Consider the following 19,731-nt stretch of genomic DNA (forward strand, 5'->3'; position numbering starts at 1 on the left):
CCCACATTCATGGAATGTCCCGGAGGGTCGGATGGTGCAGTTGTGTTCAATCGAACAGGCGGTGGATGACGTACTCGCGCGCCTGCCAGCGCACATTCATCTGGGGATGCCCCTGGGGTTGGGCAAACCCAATCTGTTCGCCAACGCCCTGTACCGGCGTATCGCGCAACTGCCTGAGCGACAACTGACCATCTACACCGCTCTGAGCCTGGGCCGACCCAATCTGGGCGATGGTTTGCAGAAGCGCTTTCTCGAGCCCTTTATCGAACGGGTCTTTGGCGATTATCCGGAACTGGATTACCTGGCCGATCTGCACCGTGACAGCCTGCCGGCCAACATCCACGTCCAGCAATTCTTCCTGCAACCGGGCAGCCTGTTGCACAGCGCGTCGGCCCAGCAGGATTACGTCAGCAGCAACTACAGCCACGCCGCGCGGGACATCAATGCCGCTGGCTTGAACCTGATCGCGCAACTGGTGGCCAGTGATGCGCAGCATCCTGACCGCCTGAGCCTGAGTTGCAACCCGGACATCACCCTCGACCTGCTGCCGATGGTCGCCAAGCGGCGTGCGGCGGGGGAGACCATCCTCATGGTGGGCCAGGTTCACAGTGATCTGCCATACATGCCCGGTGATGCGGAAGTCGGCATCGACACGTTCGATCTGTTGATCGACGAAAAGGACAGCCACACGCTGTTTTCCACGCCGAACATGCCGGTGGGGTTTCAGGATCATATGATCGGCCTGCACGCCAGTGCCCTGGTGCGTGACGGCGGTACGTTGCAGATCGGCATCGGCTCCATGGGCGATGCGTTGACGGCGGCACTGCTGGCGCGTCAAGCCGACAATGCCGCTTACCAGGCGTTGCTGGCGGAGCTGAATCTCAGCCAGTGGGCGCAGTTGATCGAGCGTGAGGGCGGGGTCGAACCCTTTGCCAAAGGGTTGTACGGTTGCAGCGAAATGTTCGTCAACGGCTTGCTGGTGCTGGCAGAGGCCGGAATTATCCGGCGCAGGGTCTATCCCGACGAGCCGACCCAGGAACGAGCCAACGCCGGCACCCTCGACGAGGCGGCGCAACCCGATGGCATCTGCATCCATGGCGGATTCTTCCTCGGCCCTCGCAGTTTTTACGAACGCTTGCGCGAGTTGCCCCAGAGTCGGCGCCTCGAATTCAACATGACCCGCATCAGTTACATCAACGAGCTGTACGGCCAGGAAAGACTCAAGCGCCTGCAGCGACTCGATGCACGTTTTATCAACACGGTTTTCACCATGACCTTGCTGGGCGCCGGGGTGGCGGACCAACTGGAAGATGGTCGCGTACTCAGCGGCGTCGGCGGGCAGTACAACTTCGTTGCCCAGGGCCATGCGCTGGAGGGCGGGCGCTCCATTCTGCTTCTGCGCAGTTGGCGCGAGGCGGGGGGCGAGATCAGTTCGAACATCGTCTGGGAATACGGCCATTGCACCATTCCCCGACACTTGCGAGACATCGTGGTGACTGAATACGGTATCGCTGACCTGCGGGGCAAGACTGATGCCGCGGTGATCGAGGCGCTGCTGAACATCAGCGACTCACGCTTCCAGCCGGAGCTGATCGAGCAGGCGCAAAATGCCGGCAAGTTGCCGAAGGATTTTCGCCTCGATCCGCGCTTCGCCGAGAACACCTCGGAACGCTTGCAGGCCATCCAGGCACGGCATCCGAATTTGTTCCCGGAGTATCCGCTGGGCAGCGATTTCGACGGGGTGGAGCGGGACCTGTTGCGGGCGCTGAACTGGCTCAAGAGCAAGTTCAAACTCACCGAAATGCTGGAGCTGGGCAAGGCTGCACTGGATGCGCCGCCGCCGTCGGAGTTTCCCGAGCATTTGGAGCGGATGCAGTTGGCGAGCCCCGAAGGGCTGAAAGAAGAACTGGGTCAGCGCTTGTTGCTCGCTGGTCTCAAGATCACCGCGCCTTAACGGCCACTTCAAAGCCCCTGTGGGAGCGAGCCTGCTCGCGATAGCGGACTGTCAGTCAACATTGGTGTTGGATGTGCCGGCCTCATCGCGAGCAGGCTCGCTCCCACAGGGACGCAGGGCGATTATTCGATAAAGGTCACGACACCACCGGCCAGCGATTGCACCCGGGCCAACGATTCAACGCGATAGCCTTGGGCATCCAGCTCCGCACGTCCACCCTGGAACGATTTCTCGATCACGATCCCCAAGCCTGCCACGGTGGCGCCGGCCTGTTTGATGATGGAGATCAGTGCCTGGGAGGCCTTGCCGTTGGCCAGGAAGTCATCAATGATCAGTACCCGGTCGCTGCTGGTCAGGTGGCGCGGGCTGATGGCCACGGTGCTTTCGGTCTTTTTGGTGAACGAATACACGGTCGCGGACAACAGGTTCTCCGTCAGGGTCAGAGAGTGTTGCTTGCGGGCGAAAATCACCGGAACGCCCAGGTTCAGGCCGGTCATGATCGCCGGGGCAATGCCCGAGGCTTCGATGGTAACGATTTTGGTGATGCCCGAGTCCTTGAACAGCGCGGCAAATTCGTCGCCGATCAGCTTCATCAATTGCGGGTCGATCTGGTGGTTCAGAAAAGCATCGACTTTCAGAACCTGATCGGAAAGTACGATGCCGTGTTCACGAATTTTCTGGTGCAGGGCTTCCATCAAGCCTCCTTTAATGACGCCTTCGGCGCCCCTGGATTTGGTAAAAAGTTCGGTAAAAAGTAGTCGATTCTAGCGCTTGAGCATCGCTCGTATATCGGCCAGGGCGCTATTGCCGCGAACGGCCTTGACCTCGGTCGGTGTGTCGTCATTGCCTTCCCAGGCCAAGTCGTCCGGCGGCAGCTCATCGAGGAAGCGGCTTGGGGCGCAGTCGATCACCTCGCCGTATTGCTTGCGCTTGGCGGCGAAGGTAAAGGCCAGCGTCTGACGTGCGCGGGTAATACCGACGTAGGCCAGGCGCCGTTCTTCTTCGATGGTGTCGGCTTCGATGCTGGAGCGGTGGGGCAGGATTTCTTCTTCCATGCCCATGATGAACACGTAGGGGAATTCCAGGCCCTTGGAGGCGTGAAGGGTCATCATCTGCACGCCTTCGGCGCCGTCTTCCTCTTCCTGCTGGCGTTCGAGCATGTCCCGCAGCACGAGTTTGCCGATGGCGTCCTCGACGGTCATGTCGCCGTCTTCGTCCTTTTCCAGGGTGTTTTTCAACGCCTCGATCAAGAACCAGACGTTGCCCATGCGGTAGTCCGCGGCCTTGTCACTGGAGCTGTTGGTACGCAGCCAGTTCTCGTAGTCGATGTCCATGACCATGCTGCGCAGCGCCGAGATCGGGTCTTCGCCGGCGCACTGTTCGCGCACCTTGTCCATGAAGCGCTTGAAGCGCGCCAGACGGTCGGTGAAGCGGCTGTCCAGATGCTCGCCCAGGCCGATTTCGTCGGTGGCGGCGTACATCGAGATCTTGCGCTCGGTGGCGTAGTTGCCGAGTTTTTCCAGGGTGGTCGAGCCGATTTCCCGGCGTGGGACGTTGATCACTCGCAAGAAGGCGTTGTCGTCGTCCGGGTTCACGATCAGGCGGAAATAAGCCATCAGGTCCTTTACTTCCTGACGGCCGAAAAAGCTGTTGCCCCCCGACAGGCGATAGGGGATCTGGTGATGCTGCAATTTCAGCTCGATCAGCTTGGCCTGGTAGTTACCGCGATACAGGATGGCAAAATCGCTGTACGGTCGGTCGGTGCGCAGGTGCAGGCTGAGGATTTCCATGGCCACGCGCTCGGCTTCGGCGTCTTCGTTGCGGCAGCGAATCACGCGGATCTCATCGCCGTGGCCCATCTCGCTCCACAGTTGCTTTTCGAACTCGTGGGGGTTGTTGGAGATCAGCACGTTGGCGCAACGCAGGATGCGGCTGGTGGAGCGGTAGTTCTGCTCCAGCATCACCACTTTGAGCGACGGGTAGTCTTCCTTGAGCAACATCAGGTTTTCCGGCCGCGCACCACGCCAGGCGTAGATCGACTGGTCGTCGTCGCCCACCACGGTGAACTGGTTGCGGATGCCGATCAGCAGCTTCACCAGCAGATACTGGCTGGCATTGGTGTCCTGGTATTCATCCACCAGCAGGTAGCGGACCTTGTTCTGCCATTTCTCGAGGATGTCGGCGTGGTCCTGGAACAGCTTGACCGGCAGCAGGATCAGGTCGTCGAAGTCCACCGCGTTGAACGCCTTGAGCGTGCGCTGGTAATGGGCGTACACGATGGCGGCGGTCTGCTCCTTGGGATTGCGGGCGTTTTCCAAGGCTTGGGGCGGCAGGATCAGGTCGTTTTTCCAGGCGCCGATCATGTTCTTGATCTCGTCCACGCCGTCGTCGCCCGAATATTCCTTTTGCATGATGTCGGTCATCAGTGCCTTGACATCGGTCTCGTCGAAAATCGAGAAACCCGGCTTGTAGCCCAGCCGTGCATGTTCCTTGCGGATGATGTTCAGGCCCAGGTTGTGAAAAGTGCAGACCGTCAGGCCACGGCCCTCACCGGCGCGCAGCAGGCCGCCGACCCGCTCTTTCATTTCCCGGGCGGCTTTGTTGGTGAAGGTCATGGCGACGATGTACTGGGCGCGGATACCGCAGTTCTGGATCAGGTGCGCGATCTTGCGGGTGATCACACTGGTCTTGCCGGAGCCTGCACCGGCGAGCACCAAAAGAGGGCCGCCGACATAGTTCACGGCTTCTTGCTGCCGGGGATTGAGTCGGGACATGACAGGGTCAGGGAGTCGTTTGCGAAATGGGCCGGCATTTTAACAGGCTCACAGAATTGTGCTGCTCTGTCCGACTTGTGACGCAACACTGCATTGTCATTTGCCGCTTTTGTTACTTTCACGCAGGATGTGGGGCGAATGGGCGTCCAGCGTTCGGCTTCGAGGGTAAGAAAAGCCGTCTGAAGCAAGTGTTTGAGAACCATTGGCATTGGTCATTAGCGGTCAGCAGGTCATAATGCCCTGCGCCTATTACCTTGCAGAGTCTAGGGAGTCAGCTTGTCAACGTCTGTCGAACCCTTGCGTTTGCTGCTATTGGCCGAAGAGCCGGTATGGTCAGCGATTTTGCGCGAGTGCCTGGCCCCCATGGGGCCGTCGGTCGTGTTGATCAGTGCTCCGAGCTGGGAGTCGGTCAGCAGCCTGTTCGAAGACAACCACAACGCGGTGCTGTTGACCGTCGCGGCGTTGCAGCCGGCACCCGGTCGTTGCCGTTTGCCGACGGTCCTGTTGCTCGAGCACGAGCCCACCACTGCACCTGATGGTGTCAGCGATTGGCTGGTACGTGATGTGCTCGATGGCGCCACTCTGCGCCGTTGCCTGCGCCATGTGCGCGAGCGCGGAGTGCTGGAAAACACGCTGCAGCGTCTTGCCGAACAGGATCCGCTGACCGGCATCGCCAATCGCCAGGGCTTCCAGACCCTGCTGGCAGCGCGCCTGGCGGAAAACGAAGGCCGTGGCCTGGCACTCGGGCATCTGGATCTGGATAACTTCCGTCATGCCAACGATGCCCTCGGCCACCAGGCCGGTGACCGTTTGATCCTGCAAGTAGTGTCGAGGCTCAAAGGTTCGCTTGAAGCCGGCGATCAACTGGCGCGCTTGGGCAGCGACGAATTTGCGCTGCTGATCGACACCCGCCGGGCGCCTCAGCGGGCTGAGTGGATGGCCGAGCGCATCACCGAAGCCATGGCCGAACCCTACTGGGTCGATGGCGAAAGCCTGCTGATCGGTTGCAGCCTGGGGATCGCCCACGCTCGCGCCCAGGCCGGCGCGGACCCGCTGATGTGGCACGCCCATATCGCCATGCAGCAGGCCAAGAGCACCCAGGGCTGCACCTTTCATATCTTCAACGAACGCATCAATCGTAACGCCCGCAGCCTCGCCGACCTGGAGAGCGAGTTGCGTCGGGCGCTGCGGCGCGACGAGCTGGAGTTGCATTACCAACCCCGGCTGAGCCTCGATGGCGGCACCATCGTCGGCCTCGAAGCCCTGGTGCGCTGGCGTCATAACGAACGCGGGCTATTGCCTCCCAGTGAGTTCGTGCCACTGGCCGAACAGAGCGGGCTGATCGTACCGCTGGGCTACTGGGTGATTTCCCGGGCATTGCGGGACATGCAGGCGCTGCGTGAAAGGGGATTGGCGCCCCTGCACATGGCGGTCAACCTGTCGTTCCGGCAGTTCCAGGACAGCCAGTTGCTGCCGACCCTGAGCCGCCTGATCGCCGAACGCGGTGTCGAGGCGCAGTGGTTGGAATTCGAACTCACCGAAACCGCCGTCATGCGCCGCAGCGAACTGGTCAAGCAGACCATGGACGCCCTGGGTCGCCTGGGGGTGCGCTTTTCCCTGGACGATTTCGGCACCGGCTTCTCCTCGTTCGTGCACCTCAACAGCCTGCCCATCGCCTTGCTCAAGATCGACAAGAGCTTCGTGGGTGGCATGGAGCAGCGCGAGGAAAATCGCAAATTGGTCCATGCGATGATCAACCTGGCCCACAACCTCAACCTGGAAGTGGTGGCCGAGGGCGTGGAAACCCGGGAGCAACTGGATTTGCTGCGCGGTTACGGCTGCGACCAGGTGCAGGGCTTTTTGATCAGCAAGCCGTTGCCCCTGGCGGAACTGGTGGAATACCTGACGTTTGACGGCAGCCAGCAGTCGGTGCTGGAAATCGGCTGACACCAAGCCTTGTGGGAGCGAGCCTGCTCCCGCATGGGATTTCAGTCGGCCTGGACAGTTTCAAAGCCCTGGTGCCGCAGAGGCTCACTGCGGATCATTCGCTTCATCTTCCACTCAAATGCCAGGGTCAGGCTCACCGCCGCGCAGGCCAGACCAAGGGCCAGGCCCCACCAGACGCCGGTCGGGCCCCAGTGCAGATGGAAGGCCATCCACCATGCCGCCGGTGCGCCAATCAGCCAATAACAGCCCAGGCCCACCAGGAAGGTGGTCTTGGCGTCCTTGAGCCCACGGATACAGCCCATGGCAATGGTTTGCGCACCGTCGAACAGCTCGAACCACGCCGCTACCGCCAACAGGCTCACCGCCAGCTCGATTACTCCGCGAAACGCCGGATCGTCGTGGTCCAGGAACAAGCCGACCAATGGGTTTGGCAGCAACCAGAACACCATCGCGAACGCCAGCATGACCGCTGCGCCGAAGCCAATTCCGACCCGACCGGCCAGCCGTGCCATCAGCAGTTGCCCGGCGCCATAGTGCTGGCCGATGCGCATGGTGATCGCATATGACATTCCCGCCGGGACCATGAATGCCACCGAGACAATCTGCAGAGCGATCTGGTGCGCTGCCAATGGCGTGCTGCCCATGGTGCCGATGCACAGCGCGGCGAACGCGAACAGCCCGACTTCCACTGCGTAAGTGCCGCCAATGGGCAGACCCAGGCGCCACAGTTCCTTGAGGTACTGGCGATTGGGCCGCGACAGACCATTGAGCAACGGATAAGCGCGGTAGGCTTGATGCCGGTGAATATGCCAGGCCAGGGCCAGAGCCATGCAGTTGGCGACGATGGCCGTGACCAGGCCGATTCCCATCAGGCCCAGTTTTGGCAGGCCGAACATGCCGGTGATCAGTGCGTAATTGAGCAGGAAGTTGGCCACCGTGCCGCCGAGACTGATCACCATCACTGGGGTAGCCCGGCCAATGGCGCTGGTAAAGCCGCGCAGGGCCATGAAACTCAGATAGCCGGGCAGGGCGAATGGCAGCACCAGCAGGAACTGGCCGGCGGCCAGGACATTGGTTTCGGTCTGGCCGAACAGCAACAGTACCGGCTTGAGGTTCCACAACAGGAGCCCGGCCACCAACCCCATCAACCAGGCCAGCCACAACCCGGCCTGAGTCAGTCGGGTGGCGCCTTCGACATCACCGGCACCCTGCCGAATCGCCACCAACGTGCCCACCGCGGCGATCACACCGATGCAGAAAATCGACACGAATGAATAGGTCGCCGCTCCGAGCCCGCCGCCTGCCAGGGCCTCGGGACTCAGGCGCGCCATCATCAGGGTGTCGGTCAGGACCATCAGCATGTGCGCCAACTGCGAGGCAATCAACGGCCCTGCCAGCCGCAGGATAGCCCACAGTTCGATTCGCACCGGATGCCGCATGATCATCACACTCCATGTTCAAACAAGGCTGTAAAACGGCGATTCTCGGCGCTCTCAGCGGTTTGCACAAAAGGATAAAAGCGATCACTGGCATGATTAAAACTCATGCTGATAACTTTCTGATAGGGTGCGTAAATATCGCCATAGGAGCTTTTCCCGATGTCTCGTCGTCTCCCTCCTCTTTATGCGTTACGCGCATTCGAAGCGGCGGCGCGATACAGCTCGTTCACCCGGGCGGCCGAAGAACTATCGATTACTCAAAGTGCCGTCAGCCGGCATATTCGTACACTCGAAGAGCACTTTGCCTGTCGGCTGTTCCAGCGCAGTGGTCGCAACCTGCAGTTGACCGAAGCGGCGCGGTTGCTGCTACCGGGCGTGCGTGAGGGTTTCATGGCGCTGGAACGGGCCTGTCATACCTTGCACGGCGAAGATGGCATCCTGCGCATGAAGGCGCCGTCCACGCTGACCATGCGTTGGCTGTTGGCACGCCTGAGCCGCTTCCGGCATCTTCAGCCCGGCAATGAAGTGCAGCTGACCAGCGCCTGGATGGACGTCGATTCAGTGGACTTCAACACCGAGCCTTTCGATTGCGCGGTATTACTGGGCAACGGGCATTTTCCTAGCGACTGGGAGGCAAGCTTGCTGTTTCCCGAGGAGCTGATTCCGGTAGGCGCACCGAACCTGTTGAACGACCAGCCCTGGGATGTGGCGCGGTTGGCCAGCGCAGAATTGCTGCATCCCACGCCGGACCGTCGTGATTGGCGCAACTGGCTTTCGCGCATGGGTCTGTCCGATCAGGTCTCGCTCAAGGGCGGGCAGGTGTTCGATACGCTGGAACTGGGCATGATCGCCGCGGCGCGCGGCTACGGCGTGTCCATGGGTGATCTGTTGATGGTGGCCGAGGACGTGGCCCAAGGGCGCTTGAGCCTGCCATGGCCTACCGCCGTCGCCAGCGGCGAGCACTATTACCTCGTCTGGCCGAAAACCCGTCCAGGAGGTGAACGTTTGCGCCGTCTGAGCGATTTTCTCCAGGGCGAAGTGAAGGCCATGCAATTACCCGACGTAAAGCGTCTGGGCTGAATCGTTGAAGCGCCCGTGCTAGCCACTTGGCATTATTCCTTCCAAAGCGCTCAAGTATTCGGTTTCGCCGCCGAATGTGTGGAAGTAGTACTTTCGTATTAGAAAGGGACTGCCTACATATCACCCGAATAAAATTGCCGAGTGTGCGACGTGATCAGGATGATCCGGTCACTTGGCTAGGAGCCGTCATGTCTCAACCTCGTGCCCGAATCGCCTCACAGCTGGGCCTAGCCCTTGCCGTGATACTGGCGATCGTGATCTCCGGCAGCACCGTCTTTGCCCTGCGCTCGCTGGACTCCGCCAACCTCGCGACCCGTGAAGAACACCTGGCCAGCGAAGCGCGTCTGATGGCCGACCAACTCAATACGTTCCATGGCACCCTGCGTGAAAGCACGCAGCGATTGAGCGGGCTGTTCGATAAACGCTTCAGCGCGGGGCTGAGCGTGCACCCGGATGAGCCGGTCGCGGTGGCAGGCGTGCAGGCTCCAACCCTGAGACTGGGCAGCGAAGTGCTGAACAACAACTTCAAGGAAGTTGATGAGTTCAGGCAGACGACCGCCGGAGTGGCGACAGTGTTCGTGCGTAGCGGCGACGATTTCATCCGCGTGAGCACTTCGTTGACCAAGCAGGACGGTTCGCGGGCGATCGGCACCTTGCTCGACCGTGCCGGCCCGGCTTATGCCCCGGTCATGAGTGGGCAGAGCTACATTGGTCGGGCCCTGCTTTTCGGGCGCTTCTACATGTCGCAGTACACCCCCGTACGCGATAGCAGCGGTAAGATCATTGCCGTGTTGTATGTGGGATTCGATTACACCGACGCACAGAACGCCCAGTTCGAGAACCTCAAGCGCTTCCGTATCGGTCAGACCGGTTCGCTGGCGGTACTGGATGAGCAAAACAAATGGTTGGTTCCGCCAGCGGGTGTGCAGGCGCTGGAGCAGGCGACCGGGACCATCAGGGAGTTGGTCAAGAAGCCAGGCAAAGGTGTGTTCTGGAGCGATACCGCTGAAGATTTCTACAGCGTTGCCGTGCCGTTCGAGGACGGTCCGTGGGCGGTGGTGGCGAGCATGCCGAAAGCCGAGATTCGCGCCGTGACCTGGAGTGTCGGTACGCAACTGGCTATCGGCAGCTTGCTGGCCATGTTGCTGGCCGTGGGCTCGGCGGTGTGGCTGCTGCGCAGCAAACTGGCCCCGCTGGGCGATCTGGTGCGCCAGGCCGAGGCGCTGGGCGCCGGCGACCTGAGCGTGCGTCTGAATGTGTCGAGCCACGACGAAATCGGTCAGTTGGCCCGTGCCTTCAACCAGATGAGCCAGGCCCTGTCGACCATGGTCGAACATATCCGCAAGGCCTCGCAAGAGGTCAACAGCCGCGCCCAGGCCCTGTCCGGGTTGTCCAGCGGGGCCTATGAGGGCATGGAGCAGCAGTCCGGCGAAATCACCAGCATGGCTGGCGCAGTGGAAGAGTTCAGCGCGACCTCGTTGAACATCGCCGATAACATGGGCAATACCGAACGCCTGGCCCAGGATAACGCCCAGCAAACCCGCATCGGTCGTACGTCGATGGATGAAGCATCCTCGTCGCTGGAGCAAATTGCTGGCGCACTGAACAGCACTGCCACGGTCATCAACACCTTGGGCCAGCGCTCCCAGGAAATCGGCGGCATCGTCGGGGTGATCACCTCGATCGCCGAGCAGACCAACCTGCTGGCGCTCAACGCGGCCATCGAAGCCGCCCGTGCGGGTGAGCAGGGTCGGGGCTTTGCCGTAGTGGCTGACGAAGTTCGTAGCCTGGCGTCCCGTACCCGTCAGGCCACTGACGAAATTTCCGGCATGATCAATAGCATCCAGCAGGAAACCGGTAACGCCATCAGTACGATGGAGAAAGGCAACTTGTTGATGCAAGAAGGCTTGTCGCGCAATGCCAATGTGGCCTCGGCCCTGGCGCGCATCGACGAGCAAAGCCGCTCGGCAGGCCAGCAATTCGCGGCGATCACCACCGCCACTCAGGAGCAAAGCAGCACCGCGACCCTGCTCAGCAGCAACCTGCAAAGCATCGCCATGGCCAACAGCGAACAGCGCGAAGTGGTCTCGAACCTGGCGATCACCGCCAAGGAACTGGAAAAACTGGCGCAGGACCTGCGCAAAGAGGTTGACCGGTTCCGCTGAGGCGTCCTGCAGACTCATCGCGAGCAAGTTCACCCCAGATCCCTCTGGGAGCGAGCTTGCTCGCGACAACAGTGGCATAGCCAACATCCCCGCCACTGACCCACCGCTATCGCGAGCAGGCTCGCTCCCACAGGGGCTTGGCGGCGAACGAAGGTTTTGCGGCCATCCCCCGATCAGTGTGGGAGCGAGCTTGCTCGCGAAGGCGTCGGCATAGCCAACATCCCCGCCACTGACCCACCGCTATCGCGAGCAGGCTCGCTCCTACAGGGGCTTGGCGGCGAACGAAGATTTTGCGGCCATCCCTGACCAGTGTGGGAGCGAGCCTGCTCGCGAAGGCGTCGGCATAGCCGACATCCCCGCCACTGACCCACCGCTATCGCGAGCAGGCTCGCTCCCACAGAGGCTTGGCGGCGAACGGGCGTTTGCGGCTTTCAAGGTTATCGCTGTTTTTAAGCTTGCTGAAACGTTTCTTCAAGTCTATAAAAACCGCACAACTCCAAGAAAAGGCTGCCCTTATGACTCCGCTCAAACTTGTCATTGCCCTCAGCGCCCTGGGCGCTACGTCCCACGCCATGGCCTGGGATTACGTCCTGCTCGACACCGATAAAGCCGCTCAGCCCTGGAAAATCACCAGCCAGCAGCTAGGCGTGAAAACCGACAAGCCCTTTTCCGTGACAATGCGCACCCTGCATGGCGGTCGGCAGGAAGGCGTCAGCATCGTCGATATCGACAACGGCACGATGAAGCTCTCGGTCGTCCCAACACGGGGCATGAACGTGCTGCAGGCCTCGGTCGGTGAAGTGCGTATGGGCTGGGATTCGCCGGTCAAGGAAGTGGTCAATCCATCGTTTATTGAGCTCAACGGCCGCGGTGGACTGGGCTGGCTCGAAGGCTTCAACGAGCTGGTGACCCGCTGTGGCTACGAATGGGTCGGCCATCCCGGCATGGACAACGGCGAGCTGCTGACGCTGCATGGCCGCGCCGCCAACATCCCGGCCAACAAAGTGACGCTGCACATCGATGAAAAACCGCCCTATGCGATTACTCTGCGGGGCGAGCTGAAGGAACAAGCCTTCAAGAAAGTCGATTTCTCGGTACAAACCGAACTGCTGACCGAGCCCGGCAGCGTGAGCTTCGCACTCAAGGACACGCTGACCAACAACGGCGACTATCCGAAGGAATACCAAGCGCTTTACCACAGCAATTTCAGTACACCGTTCCTGGAGCAGGGGGCTCGCTTCGCGGCGCCGGTCAAGCAGGTCTCGCCGTTCAACGACAAGGCCAAGGGCGATCTGGCGGATTGGCAAACCTACCGAGGGCCAACCAAGGACTACGACGAAACCGTCTACAACGTCGTGCCTTATGCCGATGCCAAGGGCGACACCCTCACCGTGCTGCACAACAAGGCCGGTAGCCTCGGTGTATCGGTGGGCTTCAACACCGGCACGCTCCCCGTGTTCTCCCTGTGGAAAAACACCGATACCCAAGGTCAGGGTTACGTGACCGGGCTGGAGCCGGGCACCAGTTTTTCCTATAACCGCCGGTATCAACGGCCACTGGGCCTGGTGCCCACCATCGCGCCAAAAGAGCACAAGCAGTTCCAGATCCACTACAGCCTGTTGGCTGATAAAGGTGCCGTGGATAAAGCCCTCAAACGTATCGATGAAATCCAGGGCGCCCAGGAAACCGAAGTACGAAATACGCCGCTGGTGGACCTGAGCAAGCCATGATGCCCATCAGGGCGTGGCGGGCCGGTACTGCAATGCTTCGGCCAAGTGCTCCCGACTGATTCGATCCGCTTGCTCGAGGTCCGCCAGCGTACGGGCGACCTTGAGCAGGCGGTGGGCGGCTCGCAGCGACAGGGTCAGTCGTTCGCAGGCGGTTTCCAGCCAGGTTTCATCGGTTGTGGATAACTTGCAATGCCGACGCAAACCCGGCAGATCCAGGAACGCGTTGGCACAGCCCTGGCGCTTTTGCTGGCGTTCGCGGGCCTCGGCCACTTGCTCGGCTACGGTAGCCGTATCCGCACCGGATTCGCTTTTGGGGCTCAACGCCGTGGCTTCCCGGGCGACGGTCAGGTGCAGGTCGATGCGGTCCAGTAAGGGGCCGGAGAGTTTATTGCGGTAGCGCTGCACCATGTCCGGCGTACACGAGCATCGGCCACTGGTCTCGCCAAGGTATCCACAGGGGCAGGGATTCATCGCCGCCACCAACTGAAAACGCGCCGGAAAGCGCACCCGGTCACGAGCGCGCGAAACCACGATGTGGCCCGATTCCAGCGGCTCCCTCAAGACCTCAAGAACCTTGCGGTCGAACTCCGGCAGTTCATCGAGAAACAGCACGCCATGGTGGGCGAGGGTGATCTCTCCCGGTTGCGGCTTTGAGCCGCCACCCACCAGCGCCGGGCCGGACGCCGAGTGATGCGGTTGACGAAACGGGCGCTGCGGCCAATGGCTCAACGGTACGCAACTGGCGACCGACTGAATCGCGGCGACCTCCAGGGCTTCACTTTCAGCCAGTGGCGGCAACAACCCCGGTAAACGGCTTGCGAGCAGTGTCTTGCCGGTGCCTGGTGGTCCGCTGAACAACAGGTTATGGGCTCCCGCAGCGGCGATCAGCAATGCGCGCTTGGCCCCGACCTGGCCTTGTACTTCATTCAGGTCAGGATAGGGCTTGCTCGCCGAGAGTAGCCCGTTGGAAACATAAGGCACCACCGGGGTATGGCCATTGAAGTGGGCTACCGCTTCGAGCAGATGATCCACCGCGATCACCTTCAGCCCCGATGCCAGACAGGCTTCCTCGGCATTCGCTCGCGGCACCAGCAGTGTACGCCCGGCCTTGCGCGCCGCCAGCGCCGCGGGCAACACACCGCGCACCGGGCGCACCGCGCCGGACAACGCCAACTCCCCGAGACATTCCACATCGTCCAGCATCAGGGTCGGCACCTGTACGCTGGCCGCCAGGATCCCCAGGGCAATCGCCAGGTCGAACCGCCCGCCGTCCTTGGGCAGATCCGCCGGCGCCAGGTTCAGCGTGATGCGCCGCGCCGGGAAATTCAGGCCCGAATTGATGATCGCGCTGCGTACCCTGTCCTTGCTTTCCTTCACCGCCGCTTCAGGCAAGCCGACCATCGTCAGTGATGGCAAGCCATTGGCCAGATGGACTTCAACGGTAACGGCAGGAGCCTCCACCCCCACCTGGGCGCGGCTATGGACAATGGCGAGCGACATGCAATCGTTCCTTGAGTGAATAAGAGGCCGCGTCCTGCGGCTCTTGAAGGTTAGTCGTGGGATAGGCTTTCGGTGGGGCAATCGAAGGCGAAAATTTTGCCAGGATGTTGCGGTTACTAATGGCCGATCACCCCCGCGAACACGATGGCGATAGGGCGCGCGTTCGTTCAGCAGGGCTCTGCGGTCGTTTCACGGAGCCTTCGAAATGACCGCCCCAGCCCCTGCTAGACTCCGATTTGTCCAATCGGCATCTACGGCACAGGGAGTGAGTGGCCCATGAACGATCTGCTGGCTCTGTTAACCGACAAGCGCTTTATACCCCATGGGCATTGCTATATGTGGCGGCCGGATTTGCTGTGGACCAATGTCATTGCCGATGGCTTGATCACCCTGTCCTACATCTCCATCCCCTTCACCCTTCTGTACTTTATCCACAAGCGCAAAGACGTGCCTTTTGACTGGATGCTGACGGCTTTTGGTGTGTTCATCCTGGCCTGCGGGACCAGCCATGTGATGGAAATCCTGACCATCTGGCAGCCCTACTATTGGCTGTCGGCGCTGGTTAAGGTAATCACTGCTATCGCCTCGGTGATTACTGCCATCCTGCTGGTACGGCTAGTGCCTGCGGCCCTTAAGATCCCCAGCCCGCAGCAACTGGCCAGGGTCAATGACGAGTTGCGTGAGGCGCAGGCCGAACTGGTCACTACCGCGCGCCGGGCCGGTATGGCGGAAATCGCCACCAATGTGCTGCACAACGTGGGCAATGTACTCAATAGCGTCAATGTGTCAGCCCGACTCTTGTACGAGAAAGTGCACGCATCCAAGGGGCAGGGGGTGATCAGGGTCGCTGAGTTGATGAAGGAGCATTCCGATGATCTCGGCGCCTTTATCAGCAGCGATCCGAAAGGTCGCGCGCTACCCGGCTATCTTGGCAAGTTGGCCGAAGCCCTGGCAGCCGAGCAGCGGAGCATGATCGATGAGTTGGTGCAGTTGACCAAGAGCATCGACCATATCAAGGAGATCGTCGCCACCCAGCAGTCCTATGCCGGTAACTCCAGCGTGCTGGAGCCGGGTTCGCTGCGAGAGCTGATCGAGGATGTGGTGCGCATCTGCGATGTGTCCCTGGCGCGTCATCATGTGACGCTGATCAAGGAGCTCGCCGATATTCCGATGATGTCGCTGGACAAGCACAAGGTGCTGCAAATACTGATCAATCTAATCAACAACGCCAAGCAGGCGCTTGATTCGGTGGCGGATCGACCGTCGCGCATTACCCTGCGTCTGAAGGCCACTGACGACAAGCATGTGCGGATCGAGGTCGAGGACAACGGCGAGGGTATCTCCAGGGACAATCTCACCCGGGTGTTCGAGCATGGTTTTACGACGCGCGCCGACGGTCACGGCTTTGGCCTGCACAGTTGCATTCTGGCTGCGCACGAGATGGGCGGCGAGCTGACGGTGCAGAGCGCGGGGCCGGGTAAGGGCGCGCTCTTTACCCTGGAGTTGCCGCTGGCGCTGGCCCAAGGTCAATCCCAGCGAGCCGCGAGTGGCTGACCTAGTCGGCTTGAGGCCTCGGCAAGAAAGCGTTGCAGGGGCAGGGGAGCGAGACAAAAAATCGCAGCCTTCAGCAGCTCCTGCTGGGGGATTTTATTCGGTAGGAGGATTTATCTTCGCCTCCAACTCCGCCACCTTCGCCTCCAGGCTCTCCAACCGCGCCCGGGTCCGGGCCAGTACGACCATCTGACTGTCGAACTCTTCCCGGCTGACCAGATCCAGCTTGCTGAACCCGCTTTGTAGCAGGGCCTTGAACTGGCTTTCGATTTCGCTTTTGGGCAGGGGTGTGTCGCCGCTCAATAGGCGGGAGGCGTGGCCGCTGAGGGCGTCGAGGAGGTCTTTGGGCGCAAGCATGGCAGGTGTCCTGAAAACGATGAGGGCAGTGTATCACGCAGCGTCTATATTCAATTGGCGAGCAAGGAGTGCACGCTTTTCGCGCACTGGACCGGGCATCGCCGCACTGTTGTTGTGCGTATTGTTCCTGTTCGGGGTGCGGCGCGAGCCGGCACAGTGGGTAAGAGACTGAAATCAGAAGGTTTGGGCACAGATGGCAAGGTTTCTGCTTAGTGGCTGATGACCCATGCACTGATGCAGTCGCTGTGACGAATGCAGTGCAGCCGGCGAGGCGGGGAGCTTCGTCAGAGTGGTTAGCTGGCACCGGTCGGGCAACTTGGGCCGACGATGCGTTACAAAGCCAGGCACTGCGCTTAGACTTGAGTCGGGTTTGTTTTCCTGGGGCAAGTCCACCAATTCGGGAGAAAGTTTCATGAAGCTAGTCACTGCCATCATCAAGCCGTTCAAGTTGGACGACGTGCGCGAGTCGCTGTCCGAAATCGGCGTGCAGGGCATTACCGTTACTGAGGTCAAAGGCTTCGGTCGGCAGAAAGGTCACACCGAGCTGTATCGCGGCGCGGAATACGTGGTTGATTTCCTGCCCAAGGTGAAGATCGATGTCGCCATTGACGACAAGGATCTGGACCGGGTTATCGAGGCGATCACCAAGGCCGCCAATACCGGCAAGATTGGTGACGGCAAGATATTTGTGGTCAATCTGGAACAGGCTATTCGCATCCGTACCGGCGAAACCGATACCGACGCTATCTAAGCCGCCAAACCCAACGCCCCAGGAGAAAACAATATGACTCTGCGTAAATTCGCAGGGCTAGGAGCCCTGTTGTCCTTCGTAACGCCTGGCCTGGCCATGGCAGAAGAAGCGGCAGCCCCAGTCCTGAACTCCGGCGACACTGCCTGGATGCTCACTGCCACAATTCTTGTACTGTTCATGACTATTCCCGGCCTGGCGCTGTTCTACGGCGGCATGGTTCGGTCGAAAAACATTCTTTCCGTGATGATGCAATGCTTTGCCATTACCGGTCTGATCAGCATCCTGTGGGTCATTTATGGCTACAGCATTGCGTTCGACACCACGGGGATGGAGCAGGGCGTCGTCAACTTCAATTCGTTCGTCGGCGGTCTGAACAAGGCATTCCTGGCGGGCCTCACGCCTAGTAGCCTGACTGGCCTGTTCCCTGAAGCGGTGTTCATCACCTTCCAGATGACGTTCGCCATCATCACCCCGGCCCTGATCGTCGGCGCGTTCGCCGAGCGGATGAAGTTCTCCGCCATGCTGATCTTCATGGCCGTGTGGTTCACCCTGGTGTATGCACCGATTGCACACATGGTCTGGTCCGGCAACGGCGGCCTGATGTGGGACTGGGGTGTGCTGGACTTCGCGGGCGGCACCGTGGTGCACATCAACGCCGGTATTGCTGGCCTGGTGGCGTGCCTGGTACTGGGTAAGCGCAAGGGCTTCCCGACTACCCCGATGGCACCGCATAACCTGGGTTACACCTTGATGGGTGCGGCCATGCTGTGGGTAGGCTGGTTCGGCTTCAACGCCGGTTCCGCCATCGCGGCCAACGGCACCGCCGGTATGGCAATGCTGGTGACCCAGATTGCAACCGCTGCTGCGGCATTGGGCTGGATGTTCGCCGAGTGGATCACCCACGGTAAGCCAAGCGCACTGGGCATTGCCTCGGGTGTGGTGGCGGGTCTGGTGGCGATTACTCCGGCTGCCGGCACCGTGGGCCCGATGGGCGCCCTGGTCATCGGCTTGGCGGCGGGTGTGGTGTGCTTCTTCTGCGCCACTACCCTCAAGCGCAAAATGGGCTATGACGACTCCCTGGACGCCTTCGGCGTGCACGGCATCGGCGGTATCCTGGGCGCGATCCTGACCGGTGTGTTCGCAGCGCCGGCCCTGGGTGGCTTCGGCACCGTGACTGATATCGGCGCGCAAGTGTGGATTCAGCTCAAGGGTGTAGGCTTCACGGTGATCTACACCGCGATCGTCACCTTCATCATCCTCAAGGTCCTGGACGCCGTCATGGGTCTGCGTGTCTCCGAGGAAGAAGAAGCGGTCGGCCTGGACCTGGCCCAGCACAACGAGCGTGGCTACAATCTGTAAGTACACGTAATAAAAAAAATGCCCGGTTCGCCGGGCATTTTTTTGTCTGGAGTTTGTCATTGCTCACAGGATGTGTCGGTTTTTCCGACGTCTTTTGTTATGTACGCGACATGGGTTTTTCTACCGCCATCGGCTTACACCAAAGCAGGCGTATTAGGCCCTTTGTTTTTTCCCAGAGCGCGCTAGAATGCGCGCCGAACGTGCGGAGATCTGTATGTGGCAACAGACGCTGATAACCCTGCGGGCAAGGCCTCGGGGCTTTCATCTGGTAACGGACGAGTTGCTCGCCGGCCTGCCTGAACTCCGGGCATGTCGTGTCGGTCTGTTGCATCTGTGGCTGCAGCATACCTCGGCCTCGTTGACCATCAACGAGAACGCCGATCCGGCGGTGCGTCGAGACTTCGAACGATTTTTCAATCGGCTGATCCCACAAGGAACCGCCGATTATGAGCACAACGACGAAGGCCTGGACGACCTCCCGGCGCACTTCAAGGCCAGCGTGCTGGGGTGTCAGCTTAGCCTGCCGGTCACGGCGGGACGGCTGGCATTGGGTACCTGGCAAGGTGTTTATCTGGGCGAGCACCGTGATCATGGCGGTGCTCGTAAAGTCCTCGCCACTTTGTACGGTGATGGGGAGTAACCGCTGATTGCCGGCGGATGTTGAATTTTTTCTGGCAGCCTTCGACAGACGGCGAAGCTGGGCTATAACTAATCTGCTTTTCGCAAGTCATGAGGTAGAACATGAGCGACGATGATCTGGAAAACGACGACCTCGAAGTAGGTGACGAAGACGAGACCGAAGAAGGCCTGGAAGCGGCGGCTGAAGACGTCGCCGATGACGATGGGGCCGATGTACCGGCGCCAACCGCCAAAGGCAAGGCCAAGGCGGCGGTTTCGGTCGACGAGTTGCCGAGCGTAGAGGCCAAGAACAAGGAGCGTGATGCGCTCGCCAAGGCCATGGAGGAGTTCCTGGCCCGAGGCGGTAAAGTGCAGGAAGTGGAGGCCAACGTTGTTGCGGATCCGCCCAAGAAACCGGACAACAAGTACGGCAGCCGCCCGATCTGAGCATCTGCTTCTTGCTTGCTGAAAAAGCCCGCCGTCGCTGCGGGCTTTTTCATGGGCTA

Annotated in this window: 15 protein-coding genes and 1 pseudogene; 11 read left to right on the top strand and 5 right to left on the bottom strand. The window is 60.6% G+C overall.

What is annotated here, in order from left to right:
- The first annotated feature begins 31 nt into the window (after positions 1 to 31).
- Positions 32 to 1,954 (top strand): acetyl-CoA hydrolase/transferase family protein, encoded by a 1,923-nt coding sequence (locus tag PSH91_RS01160; protein WP_160891368.1) that lies wholly within the window; start codon positions 32 to 34, stop codon positions 1,952 to 1,954.
- 122 nt (positions 1,955 to 2,076) lie between these two features.
- On the opposite strand, the gene PSH91_RS01165 is transcribed toward PSH91_RS01160, so the two are convergent.
- Complete coding sequence (locus PSH91_RS01165) at positions 2,077 to 2,649, bottom strand: xanthine phosphoribosyltransferase (protein ID WP_047226147.1); 573 nt, start codon at positions 2,647 to 2,649, stop codon at positions 2,077 to 2,079.
- A gap of 69 nt (positions 2,650 to 2,718) precedes the next feature.
- Entirely contained in the window at positions 2,719 to 4,728 is a 2,010-nt protein-coding gene (rep, locus tag PSH91_RS01170; protein WP_047226146.1) for a DNA helicase Rep, read from the bottom strand.
- A gap of 276 nt (positions 4,729 to 5,004) precedes the next feature.
- Between rep and PSH91_RS01175 the strand changes: the two genes are divergently transcribed.
- Positions 5,005 to 6,675 (top strand): bifunctional diguanylate cyclase/phosphodiesterase, encoded by a 1,671-nt coding sequence (locus PSH91_RS01175; protein WP_047226145.1) that lies wholly within the window; start codon positions 5,005 to 5,007, stop codon positions 6,673 to 6,675.
- Positions 6,676 to 6,716: 41 nt separating this feature from the next.
- On the opposite strand, the gene PSH91_RS01180 is transcribed toward PSH91_RS01175, so the two are convergent.
- Positions 6,717 to 8,114, bottom strand: a complete 1,398-nt coding sequence (locus tag PSH91_RS01180) for a NorM family multidrug efflux MATE transporter (RefSeq protein WP_047226196.1) — start codon at positions 8,112 to 8,114, stop codon at positions 6,717 to 6,719.
- Positions 8,115 to 8,273: 159 nt separating this feature from the next.
- On the opposite strand from PSH91_RS01180, the gene PSH91_RS01185 reads away from it, so the two are divergent.
- From PSH91_RS01185 to PSH91_RS01195, 4 genes and pseudogenes are all read left to right on the top strand, one after another.
- Positions 8,274 to 9,194 carry a LysR substrate-binding domain-containing protein gene (locus PSH91_RS01185; RefSeq protein WP_047226144.1) on the top strand — a complete coding sequence of 307 codons (921 nt, stop codon included), beginning with the start codon at positions 8,274 to 8,276 and terminating at the stop codon, positions 9,192 to 9,194.
- A 347-nt stretch (positions 9,195 to 9,541) separates the two neighbouring features.
- Positions 9,542 to 10,456: pseudogene (locus tag PSH91_RS26625) on the top strand (Cache 3/Cache 2 fusion domain-containing protein); the annotation flags it as partial.
- A gap of 180 nt (positions 10,457 to 10,636) precedes the next feature.
- Complete coding sequence (locus PSH91_RS26630) at positions 10,637 to 11,359, top strand: methyl-accepting chemotaxis protein (protein WP_370695182.1); 723 nt, start codon at positions 10,637 to 10,639, stop codon at positions 11,357 to 11,359.
- A gap of 515 nt (positions 11,360 to 11,874) precedes the next feature.
- On the top strand, positions 11,875 to 13,089 hold the full coding sequence (locus PSH91_RS01195; protein ID WP_305467065.1) for an aldose 1-epimerase family protein: 1,215 nt from the start codon (positions 11,875 to 11,877) through the stop codon (positions 13,087 to 13,089).
- 6 nt (positions 13,090 to 13,095) lie between these two features.
- Here PSH91_RS01195 and PSH91_RS01200 read toward each other — a convergent pair whose 3' ends face one another.
- Positions 13,096 to 14,589 (bottom strand): YifB family Mg chelatase-like AAA ATPase, encoded by a 1,494-nt coding sequence (locus PSH91_RS01200; RefSeq protein WP_047226141.1) that lies wholly within the window; start codon positions 14,587 to 14,589, stop codon positions 13,096 to 13,098.
- Positions 14,590 to 14,865: 276 nt separating this feature from the next.
- On the opposite strand from PSH91_RS01200, the gene PSH91_RS01205 reads away from it, so the two are divergent.
- Entirely contained in the window at positions 14,866 to 16,143 is a 1,278-nt protein-coding gene (locus PSH91_RS01205) for a sensor histidine kinase (protein ID WP_305467068.1), read from the top strand.
- A 93-nt stretch (positions 16,144 to 16,236) separates the two neighbouring features.
- Here the strand turns inward: PSH91_RS01205 and PSH91_RS01210 are convergent, their stop codons facing one another.
- A complete protein-coding gene (locus PSH91_RS01210) occupies positions 16,237 to 16,497 on the bottom strand; it encodes an accessory factor UbiK family protein (protein ID WP_076383082.1) in 261 nt (86 codons plus the stop codon).
- Positions 16,498 to 16,909: 412 nt separating this feature from the next.
- Here PSH91_RS01210 and glnK point away from each other — a divergent pair, with 412 nt between their 5' ends.
- The 4 genes from glnK (at position 16,910) to sutA (ending at position 19,672) form a co-directional block, all read left to right on the top strand.
- Positions 16,910 to 17,248: a P-II family nitrogen regulator gene (gene glnK / locus PSH91_RS01215; protein WP_002555808.1), complete on the top strand. Its 339-nt coding sequence runs from the start codon at positions 16,910 to 16,912 to the stop codon at positions 17,246 to 17,248.
- Positions 17,249 to 17,281: 33 nt separating this feature from the next.
- Positions 17,282 to 18,607, top strand: a complete 1,326-nt coding sequence (locus tag PSH91_RS01220) for an ammonium transporter (protein WP_047226138.1) — start codon at positions 17,282 to 17,284, stop codon at positions 18,605 to 18,607.
- Positions 18,608 to 18,821: 214 nt separating this feature from the next.
- Complete coding sequence (locus tag PSH91_RS01225; protein ID WP_047226195.1) at positions 18,822 to 19,247, top strand: secondary thiamine-phosphate synthase enzyme YjbQ; 426 nt, start codon at positions 18,822 to 18,824, stop codon at positions 19,245 to 19,247.
- A 101-nt stretch (positions 19,248 to 19,348) separates the two neighbouring features.
- Positions 19,349 to 19,672: a transcriptional regulator SutA gene (gene sutA / locus PSH91_RS01230; RefSeq protein WP_014340827.1), complete on the top strand. Its 324-nt coding sequence runs from the start codon at positions 19,349 to 19,351 to the stop codon at positions 19,670 to 19,672.
- The last annotated feature ends 59 nt before the right edge of the window (positions 19,673 to 19,731 follow it).

The organism is Pseudomonas sp. FP1154 (genome assembly GCF_030687245.1).
In the GTDB taxonomy this organism is placed as follows: Bacteria; Pseudomonadota; Gammaproteobacteria; order Pseudomonadales; family Pseudomonadaceae; genus Aquipseudomonas; species Aquipseudomonas rhizophila.

What these genes read in the sequence shown, in the direction of transcription:
- PSH91_RS01160 (WP_160891368.1), top strand. Translation starts at nt 32, where the DNA reads ATGGTGCAGTTGTGTTCAATCGAACAGGCGGTGGATGACGTACTCGCG.
- PSH91_RS01165 (WP_047226147.1), bottom strand. Translation starts at nt 2,649, where the DNA reads ATGGAAGCCCTGCACCAGAAAATTCGTGAACACGGCATCGTACTTTCC.
- rep (WP_047226146.1), bottom strand. Translation starts at nt 4,728, where the DNA reads ATGTCCCGACTCAATCCCCGGCAGCAAGAAGCCGTGAACTATGTCGGC.
- PSH91_RS01180 (WP_047226196.1), bottom strand. Translation starts at nt 8,114, where the DNA reads ATGCGGCATCCGGTGCGAATCGAACTGTGGGCTATCCTGCGGCTGGCA.
- PSH91_RS01185 (WP_047226144.1), top strand. Translation starts at nt 8,274, where the DNA reads ATGTCTCGTCGTCTCCCTCCTCTTTATGCGTTACGCGCATTCGAAGCG.
- PSH91_RS26630 (WP_370695182.1), top strand. Translation starts at nt 10,637, where the DNA reads ATGGCTGGCGCAGTGGAAGAGTTCAGCGCGACCTCGTTGAACATCGCC.
- PSH91_RS01195 (WP_305467065.1), top strand. Translation starts at nt 11,875, where the DNA reads ATGACTCCGCTCAAACTTGTCATTGCCCTCAGCGCCCTGGGCGCTACG.
- PSH91_RS01200 (WP_047226141.1), bottom strand. Translation starts at nt 14,589, where the DNA reads ATGTCGCTCGCCATTGTCCATAGCCGCGCCCAGGTGGGGGTGGAGGCT.
- PSH91_RS01205 (WP_305467068.1), top strand. Translation starts at nt 14,866, where the DNA reads ATGAACGATCTGCTGGCTCTGTTAACCGACAAGCGCTTTATACCCCAT.
- PSH91_RS01210 (WP_076383082.1), bottom strand. Translation starts at nt 16,497, where the DNA reads ATGCTTGCGCCCAAAGACCTCCTCGACGCCCTCAGCGGCCACGCCTCC.
- glnK (WP_002555808.1), top strand. Translation starts at nt 16,910, where the DNA reads ATGAAGCTAGTCACTGCCATCATCAAGCCGTTCAAGTTGGACGACGTG.
- PSH91_RS01220 (WP_047226138.1), top strand. Translation starts at nt 17,282, where the DNA reads ATGACTCTGCGTAAATTCGCAGGGCTAGGAGCCCTGTTGTCCTTCGTA.
- PSH91_RS01225 (WP_047226195.1), top strand. Translation starts at nt 18,822, where the DNA reads ATGTGGCAACAGACGCTGATAACCCTGCGGGCAAGGCCTCGGGGCTTT.
- sutA (WP_014340827.1), top strand. Translation starts at nt 19,349, where the DNA reads ATGAGCGACGATGATCTGGAAAACGACGACCTCGAAGTAGGTGACGAA.